Source organism: Nitrococcus mobilis Nb-231 (genome assembly GCF_000153205.1).
GTDB lineage: Bacteria > Pseudomonadota > Gammaproteobacteria > Nitrococcales > Nitrococcaceae > Nitrococcus > Nitrococcus mobilis.
On the sequence record NZ_CH672427.1, the window covers coordinates 2,223,797 to 2,237,464 of the forward strand.

Genomic DNA, 13,668 nt, shown 5'->3' on the forward strand with positions numbered 1-13,668 from the left:
GCAATCAGCTTGTATGGGCCCATACCCGCAGCTGCCCATGCAGCCGCCCTATTCCACCAGCATGACGCACTCCGGCAATTCCACCTCCATGATGACTGGCAGATGGTCGGAGAGCGGGTAATTCAATGCCTCGGCACTGCGCACCTGCAAAGTAGGCGAAACTAAGATGTGATCGATGTTGCGATGCGGCCGCCAACTCGGATAAGTATGCAGGTTATGGATCGGCTCACACAGATCGGTATGCTTGTCTAAATAATCGAATTCCACGCTGCGCGAGAGGCAGTTCAAGTCCCCCATGACGATCACGTGCCGGCACGCGTTAACCAACTCAGCCACATAGGCGAGTTGGCGCAGGCGCGTGCGCTGCCCGAGCGCCAAATGCAGCAAAACGACGTCCAGTCCTTCCGCAGGTCCGCCGAAGCGCAGATGTAAGGCGCCGCGGCCAGGAATCATGCCCGGTAATCGATGATTGCGGACCTCCAATGGCCGAAAACGACTAAGTACGCCATTGCTATGCCGGGCCAGTCGGCCGATGCGGCGATTGGTCTGGAAGTGCCAAAATGGAAAACCGCCCCGTTGCGCCAAATACGCGGCTTGGTTGATGAAACCGCTGCGCAGGCTCCCGGCGTCGATCTCCTGCAGACCGACGATATCGAAGTCGGCGATCAGCCCACCGATGCGGTCTAAATTGCTGAGCCGATTGTTGTCGGGTAGCAGATGACGCCAGCTGCGGGTAATGTAATGATGATAAAATCGGGTCTCGATGCCGGTTTGTATATTGTAGGTCATCAAGCGCAGGCATCGTTCACCGCTTGCCTGACGTCCGTCGTTACCATCGACTATTAAGCTTTCTTTATCGAACATCGTGCTGCTATTCACGTTGGCTTGCACGGGCCGTCATCCGTCTCAACGGGTGGCGCATCCATACGTGACCGAAACCCACGGTAATGAATGACTCAGCGCTTGAGTAAGGACCGCTCCTTATCGATTAAAAAATCCACGACATCGAGCATGCCCTGCTGCCCCCCCGTCTCACCCGGATCTACCAAATACTTACCGGCTACGGCCAGAGACGGCGTTGCACGCACCTTATAGGCCCGCACCATACGCTCGGCGCGGCGCAGATCCACATCGACGGCGAAAGAATCAAAGGCATCCAACACCGCTTGGCGGTCGACCCCATGCTGAGCAAAGAACTCCGCGAGCGCCTGTTCGTCGGCAAAGCGCCGGCCATCGACGTGAATGGCCTCAAACAGCGGCTCATGGATCTGGTCGACCACATTCAGAGCCTTCTCAGCGTAATAGGCCTTAGCCAACAAGGCCCAGCTCGACCGACCGAAAGTCACCGGCACCCGCACCAGCTCGACGCCTTTGCCCGCCTGCTCCAGCCAGCTATGCAGCTTGGGTGCAAATTCGAAACAATGCGAGCAACCGTACGAGAAGAACTCGACGAGCTCGATCCGATCTTCGGTCGCCGTCGGTTGCGGTGGCTCGACCCTATGATACTGCTTACCGGCCTGGTAGTCCTGCGCAAATGCGCAGCCCGCCGTCAAAGCCAACGTCAACATCGCAAGAGCGAACGCCCGCATACCCGCTTCTCCTTCAAAAAGGTAGCTTTCTTTCAAGCCCTCACGGTGCTCGTATCCTTGGCCCCGCTCAGCGCTGTAGCCCCAAAAGGTCTAACAAGGCCATCGCGCTGCGGTTGCTAGCCACCACGATTAAGACCCATGCTCGAGGAGGGGGCGAGCGGTCACGCCACAAAAAAAGTGCGGCGGGCGCACCGTGCGTCAGTTTGCCGGCTGATTACCGAGGTGCAACCCGGAAAGGAAAGACGCCAGCGCCTCGATCTCTTTATCGGTAAGCTCGGCGGCCACCCCTTGCATGACCTTGCCCCGCGGATAATCGCTGCGCTTACCGGCTCGGTAATCCTGCAGCTGCTGAACCAGGTAAGCCGCTTTCTGGCCGCTGATTCTTGGATACCTGGCGGGAGGATTGCCCATACCGGCCGGCCCGTGGCAACCAGTGCAAGCCGGCACGCCCTTGGCCGAGAGGCCGCCACGGAACAGCTGTTCGCCCTGCTCGACAAGCGCCTTGTCGGCCACGCCTATCCGCAGAGTCTGCCCGGCAAAATAGGCCGCCAAATCCTGCATGTCCGGATCGCTCAAGTTGGCCGCTTGCGGCTGCATGATCGGATTTTTGCGCTGGCCGCTTTTGAAAAAACGCAGCTGCTCGTAGAGGTAGCTCGCATGCTGCCCGGCAAGGCTAGGGAACTGTCCGGAAGGGCTGTTGCCATCGCTACCGTGGCAACCCGCGCAGACAGCGGCCTTTTGTTGGCCCGCCTGTGGGTTCCCCCCTTCGAAGGCCATTACCCCTGCGCTTAGCGGAATAAGAGCCAAAAACGCGATCCAATGCTTCATCAGCATGCAGCGCTCTCCTGATTCGGGACGCGCTTGCCTTTTCAAAGATACGGCTCAATCAACAGTTCAGCCGGAGGCAAGGTCGTTGCAATTTATATCAGTGGCCGCCGAAGCGGTCAATTTCTCTGCCATGGACGACACCGGCGTTATCCTCCAAAATCCACCCTGGACGACACCAGCCAACCGGCTCCTGAATGCGCCTGCCGCGCAGCGAGCAAACCGGATGAACCCAATTTACCGCAAGGCCCGATTCCTGCTCAGCGCACCGGATCTGCGCCACCTCCCCCCGGATACCGGCCGCGAGGTTGCCTTTGCGGGGCGCTCCAATGCCGGGAAATCGAGTGCCATTAATACCCTCACCGGGCAAAAGGCGCTGGCCCGCACCAGCAAAACACCCGGTCGAACACAGCAAATTAACGTTTTCCCGGTTAGCGACCAGCGTTATCTGATCGACTTGCCGGGCTATGGCTTCGCTAAACTGCCGCAGGCGATCCGCGCCCACTGGCAGCGGACATTGCCAGAGTATCTGCAGCGGCGGCGATCCCTGCGCGGGTTGATGCTGATCATGGACGTTCGCCACCCATTAACCGCCCTCGATCAACAACTGCTCGCCTGGTGTGGCGCGGTGGGTTTGCCGGTGCACGTGCTACTGACCAAGGCCGACAAGCTCAAACAGGGGCCGGCGGCACAGGCCCTGCGGCACACCGCGGAGTGCCTAGCACGGGACCACCCCGATACCAGCGTGCAGCTATTCTCCGCGCTGCGAGCGCGGGGCATTGAAACCGCCCACGGCAAGCTCGACGAGTGGTTGCAACTCGAAACCGCAGCCCACAGCTCAGCCGCAGCTAAGCAACCGCGGTCTTGACGCGGAACGAGGCACCGCCGGGGAAGTGAGCAAGAAAAGGCCCCAGGGACCATGGGGGGTGGTCTCCCGGGGCAAAGCACCTAGCCTTGGGGGCAAGGCCAGGTTATTGGCCCGCTGCAAAGAGGAGGGATTAGCGGGCCGCGCCGGGCACTGGCGCTATATCTAATGACAGAGAAAATTTAGAAAAGTTCATTCGCCGACGACAAAGAATTCATTCAACTCATTCGTGCGGCATCGCTGCTCAGGATAGAGTCCGCCCGTTACCGGCGACGCTCAGTGGGCTTCTTCCCAGTTATCCCCCCACCCGGCTTCGACAGTCAACGGCACGCTGAGCTCCGCCGCGCCGACCATGAACGCACGGATGCGCTCGGCCACGGCCTGCACATCCGGCGTCGGCACCTCGAATACCAGCTCATCGTGCACCTGAAGTACCATGAACACGTCCTCGCGTTCACTTTGCAGCCACTGATCCACACGGACCATCGCCCGCTTGATGATATCGGCTGCGCTGCCTTGCATGGGGGCGTTGATGGCGGTGCGCTCTGCGGCCTGCCGGCGCTGCGCATTGCTCGCATTGATCTCCGGGAGATAGAGACGCCGGCCGAAGACGGTCTCCACATACTGGCGCTCGCGCGCTTCGCGCCGAATGCGCTCCATGAAAGCCTTGACGCCCGGATAGCGTTCGAAGTAACGCTCGACATAGTGCTGCGCCGCATCGCGCTCGATGCCGAGCTGCCGCGCTAGACCATAGGCGGACATGCCGTAGATCAGGCCGAAATTGATGGCCTTGGCCGCGCGCCGTTGCTCAGCAGTAACCTGCTCCAACGCGGTAGCGAAAACCTCCGCGGCAGTGGCCCGATGAATGTCCTCGCCCGCGGCGAAGGCGCGGTGCAGCCTTTCATCGCCCGAGAAATGGGCCATGATCCGCAGCTCCACCTGCGAGTAGTCCACCGCCAGCAGCCGGTAGCCTTGCCGCGCGATGAAACCCCGTCGGATGCGCCGCCCTTCCGGTGAGCGCACCGGAATATTCTGCAGGTTGGGGTCGGAGGAAGACAGCCGCCCGGTGGCGGCCACCGCCTGCCGATAGGAGGTGTGTACCCGTCCGGTGCGGGGATGGATCAACAACGGCAATTTGTCGGTGTAGGTGGATTTCAGCTTCGCGAGCGCTCGGTGCTCGAGGATCATACGCGGCAACGGGTACGTGGCGGCGAGCTCCTGGAGCACGGACTCGGCCGTGGACGGGGCGCCTTTGGGTGTTTTGGCCAACACCGGCAAGCCCTGCCGATCATAGAGTACGGCCTGGATCTGCTTGGGCGAGCCGAGATTGAATTCGCAGCCCGCTGCACGGTATACCGAGGCCTCGATCTCGGCCAGGCGCTGCGCGAGCTCCGCGCTCTGCGCGGCGAGAAGCTCGCGGCTTACCAGCACGCCGGTACGTTCCATGCGCGAGAGCACAGGAAGCAAGGGCATTTCGATGGCATGGAAGACTCGCTCGGGTCCGGGTAACTGCCGCAGCTTCGGATAAAGCACCCGGTGCAAGCGCAGGGCAATGTCGGCGTCTTCCGCCGCATACTCGGTGGCACGCTCGATTGCCACCTGGTCGAAGGTAAGCTGCTTGGCGCCCTTGCCGGCCACGTCCTCGAATTTGATGGTCCGGTGGCCCAGATATTTGAGCGCGAGCGAGTCCATGTCGTGTCGGGTCGCGGTGGAGTCGAGTATATAGGACTCGAGCATGGTGTCGAAGCGTACCCCGCGCAGCGCAATATCGTAATGCGCTAACACGCTCATGTCGTATTTCAGATTCTGTCCCAGCTTGGCGCGGCGCGGATCCTCCAGCAATGGCCTGAGTTGCTCCAGGACGTGCCCGCGCTCAAGCTGTGGCGAGACTCCTTGGCCGATATGTGCCACCGGCACATAGGCAGCACGCGCTGGCTCCACCGCGAAGGAGAGGCCGACGATCTCGGCATCCATATAGTTCAGGCTGGTCGTCTCCAGATCGAAAGCGAATACTTCGGCGCCCGCCAGACGTTGCAGCCATTGCTGCAGCCCAGCCTCCTCGAGCACGGTCTCGTAGTGGACCGCGGCCTGCTCCGGGTCGCCGGCGCCGGGGTGTTCGTCGCCGAGCTGGGTGAGCCAGCTGCTGAACGCATGCTGCCGGTAGAGTCGCGCCAACGCATCCACGTCCGGCGCCCGAGGCCGCATGGCCTTTGGGTCCAGGTCCAGGTCCAAATCGCAGCGAATCGTTGCCAGCTCCCGCGACAGGGCGAGTTGCTCGAGATGCTCACGCAGACTCTCCCCGACTTTGCCCTTGATTTCATCGACACACTCCAATAAGGCATCCAGCGAGCCGTACTGGCCAAGCCACTTGGCTGCGGTCTTGGGCCCCACCCTCGGCACGCCCGGAATGTTATCGACGGCGTCCCCCACCAGGGCTAGATAGTCGACCATCCGCTCGGGCGGCACGCCGAATTTGTCCTGCACCGCGGCCGCATCGAGCCACGTCCCGGACATGGTGTTGAGCAGCACCACATTGTCGTTGACGATCTGGGCCATATCCTTATCGCCCGTTGCGATTATAGTGCGCAGCCCGGCCACGCTGGCGCGTACCGCGAGCGTGCCGATGACATCGTCGGCCTCCACTCCCTCGATCTCGATCCGCGATAAACCCAAGGCGCAGACGATCCGCTTGAGCGGCTCGAGCTGTACGCGCAGCTCATCCGGCATGGGTGCCCGGTTAGCCTTATAGGCCTCGAAAAGCTCGTCGCGGAAGGTTTTACCCTTGGCGTCGAACACCACGCCGAAGTAAGCCGTGTCGTACTCGGCGAGCAACTTGCGTAGCATGCTCACTACGCCGTAGACCGCTCCGGTCGGCTCGCCGGCGGGGGTCGTCAACGGCGGCAAGGCGTAATAAGCGCGGTACAGATAGGACGAGCCGTCCACCAAGATTAACAGGGGGTATTGTTCGCTCATTGCGACACAACCGGTCCTCAAAGGTTGCACCCATTGAGACCCCGGTCCAAGCCTGCGGGGAGGAAGATCATAACACCAACCTAAGCGGCCGTGCGCGGTATCCGAAGACCCTTGATAGCGGGCTGGGGCGCTATTTATGGTACAAAGACTGGGACGGCGTTACATTGAATAGTGTGCGCTCGCCGGGCGGGGCAGGGGTAGACTCGGAGCGATGGCCACGATGAAACAGCACGATAAGTTCAAAGAACATGAGCGTCTCCCGATCAACGATTCCATAATGACGCGGGAGTCTTGGAAGATCTTCCAGATCATGGCCGAGTTCGTCGAAGGCTTCGAACGGTTGGCGCAAATCAAACCCTCGGTCAGCATGTTCGGCTCGGCGCGCACGCCGACCAACCACCCCTGGTACAAGCTCGCCGAGGAAATCGCCTATGCGCTATCACAGGCAGGGTTTTCCGTGGTCAGCGGCGGTGGCCCAGGCGTTATGGAGGCCGCCAATCGCGGCGCCTTCGCGGGCAAATCGCCCAGTATTGGGCTGAACATCCAGCTGCCCCAGGAACAAACCGGCAACGCTTATCAGGATATAGCGCTACACTTCCGGCATTTCTTCTCGCGCAAGGTCATGTTCGTTAAATACGCCTCGGCCTACGTCGTGCTGCCGGGCGGCTTCGGAACGCTGGACGAGCTGGCGGAGATTCTCACTTTGGTTCAGACCGGCAAGACCCGGCGCATCCCCATCATCCTTGTCCACACGCCGTTCTGGGACGGGCTGATCGATTGGTTCCGCGACACGCTGGTCGCCCAAGGTGCGATCGATCCGGAGGATTTGACCTTGTTTAAGGTGCTCGACGAGCCGAGCGCGGTCGTGGATGCCATCTTTGATTTCTACGAAAACCGTGGCCTCGAGCCCTCCGATGCAGAACAGGAAATCCTGTTGGATCTGTAGGTAGCCAACCCATGTACCAGGCTCGTGTTTTCATCGTCGCCGCTGCGCTCGCTCTGCTCGGCAGTGGCGGCACCGTTACGGCCGCCGACAGCTCTGGAGCTACGGTGAGGCAGAGCTCGCCGCCGCAGGCGCCCCACATCGTTCCCCCGCCACCGCCGCAGGAGCTGACCAAAGGCGAGGCGATCGAGCCAGGGGTTACCATCATCCATCGCGACGGGGCGGAGTTCCACGAATACAGCGCCGGCGGCCGCGTGTACGCCGTCAAGGTCATCCCCCGGGGGGGCATTCCCTATTGGTTTTATGACATCGACGGCGATGGTCGGGTCGGGGAAATACTAGAGGATCCCTTGCAGGAAATCCCCCAGACCGTGCAGTGGCAGATTCTGAGTTGGTAAAGTTCAGAAGAGCAGGATGACCCACCCCACTCGAGGTCTCTCAGCCGCGTGGTCTCAAGGGCACGGCTTGAGATTGGCGTAAGCCGCCACCAACCATTTGCTACCACTGTGCGCGAAGTTCACTTGCACGCGCGTGTTTGGGCCGCTGCCCTCGCAGCTGAGCACGATACCTTCACCGAAGGTTGCATGGCGGACGCGCTGCCCCAGACTGAACGCGGCGGTGTCGGCGGTTACCATCGGCTCGACGGCATGCACCTTGGTCTGCGGTCGGGTAACGCTGAATCGGGCGCGCACTTCCTGCACCAGTTCCGTTGGGAGCTCCAGGAGAAACCGTGAAGCCGTTCCATAATGATCCTGGCCGTGCAGGCGACGCCGTTCGGCGAAGCTCAGCAAAAGCCGTTGCCGGGCTCGGGTGATCCCGACATAACACAACCGTCGCTCCTCCTCGAGTCGCCCCGGCTCATCCAAAGCCATCCTATGCGGGAATAGCCCCTCCTCGAGGCCCACTAAAAACACCACCGGAAATTCCAAGCCTTTGGCGGAATGCAGAGTCATGAGCTGAACACCGTCGTCTTGCTCGCCGGCTTGAACCTCGCCAGCCTCCAGCGCCGCATGCGCAAGAAACGCCGTCAAGCTATCCGCCTCGTCATCGGTCGGCTCACGAGCTTGCTCGAAGGTGCGCGCGGCGCTAATCAGCTCATCGAGGTTCTCCAGTCGGTCCAAGCCCCGCTCGCTGCGGTCCTTCGCATAGTGCTCGTGCAAGCCGCACTGCGCCAATACAACTTCAATTCGCGCCGCGAGCGCCGGCTCGGCGAGCGGCCCACTCAGACGGTCGATTAGTTCGATAAAGGCCGTGGTAGCCCGCGCCGCCCGGCCGGAGAGCGCGCCGGCGCGCAACAGCTCGCCGGCGGCCTGCCAAAGACTTGTTTGCCGTTGGCGGGCCTGGCTGCGCAGCGCATCGAGGGTTTTGACGCCGATACCACGCGGTGGCGTATTGATCACCCGCTCGAAAGAGGCATCATCGTTGCGATTCACGAGCAGCCGCAGATAAGCCAGGGCATCTTTGATCTCGGCCCGTTCGAAAAAGCGCAGCCCTCCATAGACCCGATAGGGAATCTCGCGACCGAACAAAGTCTCTTCGAAGGCGCGCGATTGGGCATTCGAGCGGTATAGGATCGCGCAATCACTGCGGGCGTAACCCTCGGATTCGATCAAGCTACGGATACGCTCGACGACGAAGCGTGCCTCATCCTGCTCACTGAAGGCGGCGTAAACTGCGATGGGCTCGCCCGCAGCCCCCTCGGTCCACAGATGCTTGCCCAACCGGCGGCTGTTGCGGGCAATCAGCGCGTTGGCGGCCGCCAAGATGGTGCGCGTGGATCGGTAATTTTGCTCCAGGCGCAGCACCCGCGTGCTCGGCTCGTCGCGCTGCAGCCGCTGCATGTTCTCCACCTGTGCCCCACGCCAGCCATAAATGGACTGATCGTCGTCGCCGACGATGAAGACATCGCTTTCAGAACCGGCAAGCAGGCGCAGCCATTCATACTGAATTCGGTTGGTATCCTGAAATTCGTCGACCAGAATGTGCCGAAAGCGGCGGCGATAGTGTTCGAGCAACGCCGGCTGGTGGCGCAACAATTCATAGCAGCGCAGCAGCAGCTCGGCAAAATCCACCAACCCGCCACCGGCGCGGCACGCTTCTTCGTAGGCTCGGTAGAGCTGCCGCATCTGCTCGCTATACGCATCATGCGGCTCAAGCGCCTCGGGTCGGCGACCTTCGTCCTTGCGGGCATTGATAAACCCCTGGATCTGGCGAGGCGGCCAGCGACTCTCATCGATCTCGAGGTTGCGCAGGGTGCGGCGGATGAGGCGACGCTGATCCTCGGCATCCAGAATCTGGAAGTGCTGCGGCAACCCAGCCTCCCGCCAGTGCAAGCGCAGCAGCCGATGGGCCAAGCCGTGGAAGGTGCCGATCCACATACCCCCGGCGGCAATACCTACCAGCCCAGCAATCCGTCCACGCATCTCCGCGGCCGCCTTGTTGGTAAAAGTCACCGCCAGGATGGAGTAGGCGGAAGCCTCCTCCGCTTGCAGCAGCCAGGCCGCCCGGTGCGTGAGCACCCGGGTCTTGCCGCTGCCGGCTCCGGCCAAAACCAGTGTTCGGCCGCACGGCGCGGTCACCGCCTCGCGCTGGGCCGCGTTTAGGGAGTCGATGAGATTGGAGCTATCCACGATCGCTGATTCCATGCCGCTCGCCGCGCCCATCTTGCCACAGGGCGGCACGAAGCTGCGACCGCATCGCCCGCTCGGCCATCCGCCGAACACATTCGGCCGGTTCTGTTGCCGTGTCTTGTGCGGTATGGAGCGCCGCACCGATCAGGCCGCGCTGTGGTTCGCCTGTTTCGGCTCACGCAAGGCGCGCACCACGCTCAAATTCCGGATGAGGTCGGCTAAAGCATGCAGAGCCGGCTCGCGGGCCGCCCCTTTGCGCCAGTAAAGCGCCATTTCTCGCTGCGGTACGGGTTGCTGGAAAGGCCGCAATTCGATCGCCGCATGATTGGGAACGGCGGCGTTGGCCGCAGCGGCCAACGCCGGCAACAAGGTCACACCGGCGCCTAAGGCCACCATCTGGCGCAGGGTCTCCAGGCTGGTCGCATGAAACTCCGCAATATCGCTTGCCCCCGCCAAATCGCAAACATCCAAGGCTTGGTCGCGTAGGCAATGGCCTTCCTCCAATAAGAGGATGTGTTCCCCCTCCAAGTCGCCGAGTTCGATGTGTTGGCCCCGCGCGAGCCAATGCTCCGCGGGCAGCGCCAAATAGAAGGGTTCATGAAAGAGAGAGGTAAAATGCAGCCTCGGGTCGTTGACCGGAACGGCCATCAGGGCGGCATCGAGCTCACCTCGGTGCAGCCGAGTCACCAGCGCCCGGGTTTGTTCCTCATAGAGCAGCGGCTTAAGGCGTGGACACACATCCCGCAGGACCGGAATCAGGTGCGGCAGTAGATAGGGACCGACCGTGGGGATCAAGCCAAGCCGCAGATCCCCGGCCATCGGGTCGCCGGCGGCGCGGGCGGCATCAACGATATCCGCCACCTCGTTGAGCACGCGATGGGCACGCTCGGCGATCATTTTACCGGCCTGGGTCAGCATGACCTGCTTGCTGTTGCGCTCGATGAGTTGAACGCCAAGTTGTTGCTCCAGCTTTTTGAGCTGGGTACTCAACGTCGGTTGCGATACGTAGCAAGCCGCGGCAGCACGGCCGAAGTGGCGATGATTCGCCACGGCAACCAGATAGCGAAGGTCTCGGAGATTGATCTGTACCATCACCAGCCAACTCTAGCAGCTACACGTCAGCTCCCTGCTGATTGCATTACTCGCTCACATCCTGTTTAAAAGCGTACCCAGCGCCTGGAGACGCATTTAAAGATGCATTCTCTTGTTCGCGCACTGCGCAATCGGCTATTTTGACATTTATAAGAGTGTAATCGCGACTGGATATTGACGCGCCGTGCGATAAGGCCGCAAAAAATCCTTAAAGAGCAATCCACGCCAAGCATAGGCAATATAACCGCTCTCCTCGTTTGAGCGAACCAGCGCTTCACGCCCGCCCGCGCCACTGGTCAGCCGTCGATCTGCTTCTCGAGGTGGCTTTGACCTGAATTTCAGCGGCTCGAAGACGACCCACGTGGTGCGCTCACCAGAACGATGCGCATCAAAGCGGCCGCGGCGGTGTGCGCGGGGGACTGAGCGAGGCGAGTGAGCTCAGCGCTCGTCGACGCCTTCGCCCGCCGTGCAGTTATCGCAAAAACCAGGTTTGCAACCAGATCGGAGGCCTGAGAAAAACGATGCATGCAAATTATTGAAATAAAAACAGCTCGCTACCGACATTTTTGACACCTGGTATCGGAAACCCACTATAGTGTGGTTCTATGTCTGTGGCTCAGGAGTACTAGGCCATGGCAAAAAAGCATTTCCTGATACCCGCATGGATAGTCGCCAGGTTGCCTGCACTGCGCCGGGTGGGCTGGATCCTCGAAGCACTCATTGTCAAATCATTGGTCCGGCTAATGCAATTGATGTCACCGGAACGGGCCACCCGGTTTGCCGAAGTGATATTCAGGAATCTAAAACCACTGCTGCCCTTCGCAGGCAAAATACAGCGCAACCTGGCCGTTGCTTTTCCGGAAAAAGATGAGCGCGAGATTGAACGGCTGACTCGTGGTGTATGCGGCAATCTCGGTATCGCGGCGGCCGAACTGGTGATTGCCAAGCGCGTTTTGGCCGAACATGCTGAACGATTCGAATTCGTAATACCGAACGACCTCGACCTCGCTAGCTACCGGGACCATCCGCTCGTTTTGATTACAGGGCACATCGGCGCATGGCAATACGGAGGTTTTCTGTCGGCTGCATTCGGTCAGCGCATGACCACCGTCTACGCACCGGATGTAAACCCGTATCTACACGGCTTTCTTCTCAAGCTCCGCAAGGCTCTGCCTTGCAATTTCATTTCGCGTGATGGTTGCATGCGCGGCCTCGCAAAAGAGTTGAAGCAGGGAAACGTCGTCGGACTTACCTCCGACACGCGCCTCGACAGCGGCGATCCGCTGCGCTTTTTTGGCATACCGATGCCGGCGAATACAACCGCTGCGAGACTTGCATTACGCCACAATTGCGGATTCTTTCCGGTTCGTGCCGAAAGATTGCCCGGTACGAAATTTCGCATAACGTTGTGTCCAGAAATCCGGCCAAGCGATCCGGATGCGCCGGTTGCAGACCAGGCGCGGCAGATGACCCAGCAAGTACTCGATCTTTTCGAATCGTGGATTCGGGAGGACCCCGAGCAATGGATGTGCTTTGGGCGACGCTGGCCGCGCGCAGTGTATGCCAATTCCTCTGGCATGAGCAGCGATACGGGGCGACCCCGCGGTTGATAACTTTCCAGGCCGTTCAATACCATAGCCCTTCATAGGCCAACACCCTGTCGAGATTGAGTATGTTGTCGCATAGCCCCTGGCTAAAAAAATCAGATTCGCGCGGCTCGTACCCGAGGGACGCAGCGCCACAACGAGCTTCTTGATCGTTGATGCACAGAGTGTGAAGAACACGGACAGCGCCGAACACAAGGGATATGACGCGGGCAAGAAGGTCTCGGGAATCAAGCGCCCTATTGCGGTGGATACCCAAGGGTTGCCGCATGCCATTGCGATCACCACAGTGGATGTGACCGACCGCAAAGGGGCCTTGGCGGCCATGGATCGCTGCGCATCGAATCTGCAGTCGGTTCAGAGTGGATGGGGGCTACACGGGGCGCCCTTTTGCGCAAGCCGTACAGAAGAAGCTTCAGGCGGCGGTACAGGTGGTCAAACGCAACGAAGCGCACACCTTTACCGTGCTGCCCCAGCGTTGGGTCGTGGAACGCTCCTTCGGCTGGCTGGAAAAATGCCGTCGCTTATGGAAGAACTGCGAGCGTACGCTCAATACCAAGTCTGCAGTTCGTCCATCTGGCGTTCTTGGCACTGTTGCTCCGGAGATTGTAAACAGGCTCTAAGAGGGAACTCGCCAGCGCGACGCGGGCCCTGCCAGCAGAGGGCCTGCAAAATGCAGCTCAGGCGTTGGCGCACGCATTGGGAAGTGCGGGCGAGCAGCGCGTCGACTATTGGAAAAACCGTGTGCGGCCGTACTTGCGCTCGATCTGGCCGAAATCGCGCGACCTAGCGACTCCGACAGTCTCGGAAAATCTTGCCAGGCTGTGCATCGCCGCACAGGAAGCATTTCCAGAGGCATTGGAGGAGCTTCGGCACTGGCTGCAGCCGTTGCAAGACCCTGATTATCCAGTGCAGCGACTGCACCAAGCCGGACTATGCCGAGAGTTCCCTGCCGACGCGCTCACCTTCTTGAATCTGATAATCGGCGAGGGCACGCAATGGATACCGGACGATTTGGCGAATTGCCTGAAATTGATCCGAGATAAAAAGCCTCAATTAGAGGCTGGTCCACGTTTCCAAAAGCTTCTGGAGTATGTGCGCCGCGCTGGGCAGGACTTGACGTAGTGCAGGTTCTATATACCACGCC

Annotated in this window: 11 protein-coding genes and 1 pseudogene; 6 read left to right on the top strand and 6 right to left on the bottom strand. The window is 60.5% G+C overall.

What is annotated here, in order from left to right:
• Nucleotides 1–48 precede the first annotated feature (48 nt).
• From NB231_RS10125 to NB231_RS10135, 3 genes are all read right to left on the bottom strand, one after another.
• The gene (locus tag NB231_RS10125; protein WP_232210444.1) at nt 49–864 is read right to left on the bottom strand and encodes an endonuclease/exonuclease/phosphatase family protein; all 816 of its coding nucleotides are present in this window, start codon (nt 862–864) and stop codon (nt 49–51) included.
• Nucleotides 865–956: 92 nt separating this feature from the next.
• Entirely contained in the window at nt 957–1,589 is a 633-nt protein-coding gene (locus NB231_RS10130; protein WP_005002421.1) for a thiol:disulfide interchange protein DsbA/DsbL, read from the bottom strand.
• Between the two features lie 198 nt (nt 1,590–1,787).
• The gene (locus tag NB231_RS10135) at nt 1,788–2,423 is read right to left on the bottom strand and encodes a c-type cytochrome (protein ID WP_005002423.1); all 636 of its coding nucleotides are present in this window, start codon (nt 2,421–2,423) and stop codon (nt 1,788–1,790) included.
• Nucleotides 2,424–2,640: 217 nt separating this feature from the next.
• Between NB231_RS10135 and yihA the strand changes: the two genes are divergently transcribed.
• Nucleotides 2,641–3,282: a ribosome biogenesis GTP-binding protein YihA/YsxC gene (gene yihA, locus NB231_RS10140; RefSeq protein ID WP_050756164.1), complete on the top strand. Its 642-nt coding sequence runs from the start codon at nt 2,641–2,643 to the stop codon at nt 3,280–3,282.
• A 273-nt stretch (nt 3,283–3,555) separates the two neighbouring features.
• Here the strand turns inward: yihA and polA are convergent, their stop codons facing one another.
• Nucleotides 3,556–6,252: a DNA polymerase I gene (gene polA / locus NB231_RS10145; RefSeq protein WP_005002427.1), complete on the bottom strand. Its 2,697-nt coding sequence runs from the start codon at nt 6,250–6,252 to the stop codon at nt 3,556–3,558.
• Nucleotides 6,253–6,472: 220 nt separating this feature from the next.
• Between polA and NB231_RS10150 the strand changes: the two genes are divergently transcribed.
• Nucleotides 6,473–7,198, top strand: coding sequence for an LOG family protein (locus NB231_RS10150; RefSeq protein ID WP_156776977.1), 726 nt, complete (start codon nt 6,473–6,475; stop codon nt 7,196–7,198).
• Nucleotides 7,199–7,209: 11 nt separating this feature from the next.
• Nucleotides 7,210–7,593, top strand: a complete 384-nt coding sequence (locus NB231_RS16915; protein ID WP_005002433.1) for a DUF2782 domain-containing protein — start codon at nt 7,210–7,212, stop codon at nt 7,591–7,593.
• A 54-nt stretch (nt 7,594–7,647) separates the two neighbouring features.
• Here the strand turns inward: NB231_RS16915 and uvrD are convergent, their stop codons facing one another.
• Together uvrD and NB231_RS10165 are read right to left on the bottom strand one after the other, a co-directional pair.
• On the bottom strand, nt 7,648–9,840 hold the full coding sequence (gene uvrD / locus NB231_RS10160) for a DNA helicase II (RefSeq protein WP_232210445.1): 2,193 nt from the start codon (nt 9,838–9,840) through the stop codon (nt 7,648–7,650).
• A 129-nt stretch (nt 9,841–9,969) separates the two neighbouring features.
• Nucleotides 9,970–10,917, bottom strand: coding sequence for a LysR substrate-binding domain-containing protein (locus tag NB231_RS10165; protein ID WP_005002438.1), 948 nt, complete (start codon nt 10,915–10,917; stop codon nt 9,970–9,972).
• 632 nt (nt 10,918–11,549) lie between these two features.
• On the opposite strand from NB231_RS10165, the gene NB231_RS16920 reads away from it, so the two are divergent.
• From NB231_RS16920 to NB231_RS10180, 3 genes and pseudogenes are all read left to right on the top strand, one after another.
• Complete coding sequence (locus NB231_RS16920; RefSeq protein WP_050756093.1) at nt 11,550–12,527, top strand: lysophospholipid acyltransferase family protein; 978 nt, start codon at nt 11,550–11,552, stop codon at nt 12,525–12,527.
• Between the two features lie 109 nt (nt 12,528–12,636).
• Nucleotides 12,637–13,133: pseudogene (locus tag NB231_RS17775) on the top strand (transposase); the annotation flags it as partial.
• Nucleotides 13,134–13,220: 87 nt separating this feature from the next.
• Nucleotides 13,221–13,646 (top strand): hypothetical protein, encoded by a 426-nt coding sequence (locus tag NB231_RS10180; protein ID WP_005002449.1) that lies wholly within the window; start codon nt 13,221–13,223, stop codon nt 13,644–13,646.
• The last annotated feature ends 22 nt before the right edge of the window (nt 13,647–13,668 follow it).

What these genes read in the sequence shown, in the direction of transcription:
- NB231_RS10125 (WP_232210444.1), bottom strand. Translation starts at nt 864, where the DNA reads ATGTTCGATAAAGAAAGCTTAATAGTCGATGGTAACGACGGACGTCAG.
- NB231_RS10130 (WP_005002421.1), bottom strand. Translation starts at nt 1,589, where the DNA reads ATGCGGGCGTTCGCTCTTGCGATGTTGACGTTGGCTTTGACGGCGGGC.
- NB231_RS10135 (WP_005002423.1), bottom strand. Translation starts at nt 2,423, where the DNA reads ATGCTGATGAAGCATTGGATCGCGTTTTTGGCTCTTATTCCGCTAAGC.
- yihA (WP_050756164.1), top strand. Translation starts at nt 2,641, where the DNA reads ATGAACCCAATTTACCGCAAGGCCCGATTCCTGCTCAGCGCACCGGAT.
- polA (WP_005002427.1), bottom strand. Translation starts at nt 6,252, where the DNA reads ATGAGCGAACAATACCCCCTGTTAATCTTGGTGGACGGCTCGTCCTAT.
- NB231_RS10150 (WP_156776977.1), top strand. Translation starts at nt 6,473, where the DNA reads ATGAAACAGCACGATAAGTTCAAAGAACATGAGCGTCTCCCGATCAAC.
- NB231_RS16915 (WP_005002433.1), top strand. Translation starts at nt 7,210, where the DNA reads ATGTACCAGGCTCGTGTTTTCATCGTCGCCGCTGCGCTCGCTCTGCTC.
- uvrD (WP_232210445.1), bottom strand. Translation starts at nt 9,840, where the DNA reads ATGGAATCAGCGATCGTGGATAGCTCCAATCTCATCGACTCCCTAAAC.
- NB231_RS10165 (WP_005002438.1), bottom strand. Translation starts at nt 10,917, where the DNA reads ATGGTACAGATCAATCTCCGAGACCTTCGCTATCTGGTTGCCGTGGCG.
- NB231_RS16920 (WP_050756093.1), top strand. Translation starts at nt 11,550, where the DNA reads ATGGCAAAAAAGCATTTCCTGATACCCGCATGGATAGTCGCCAGGTTG.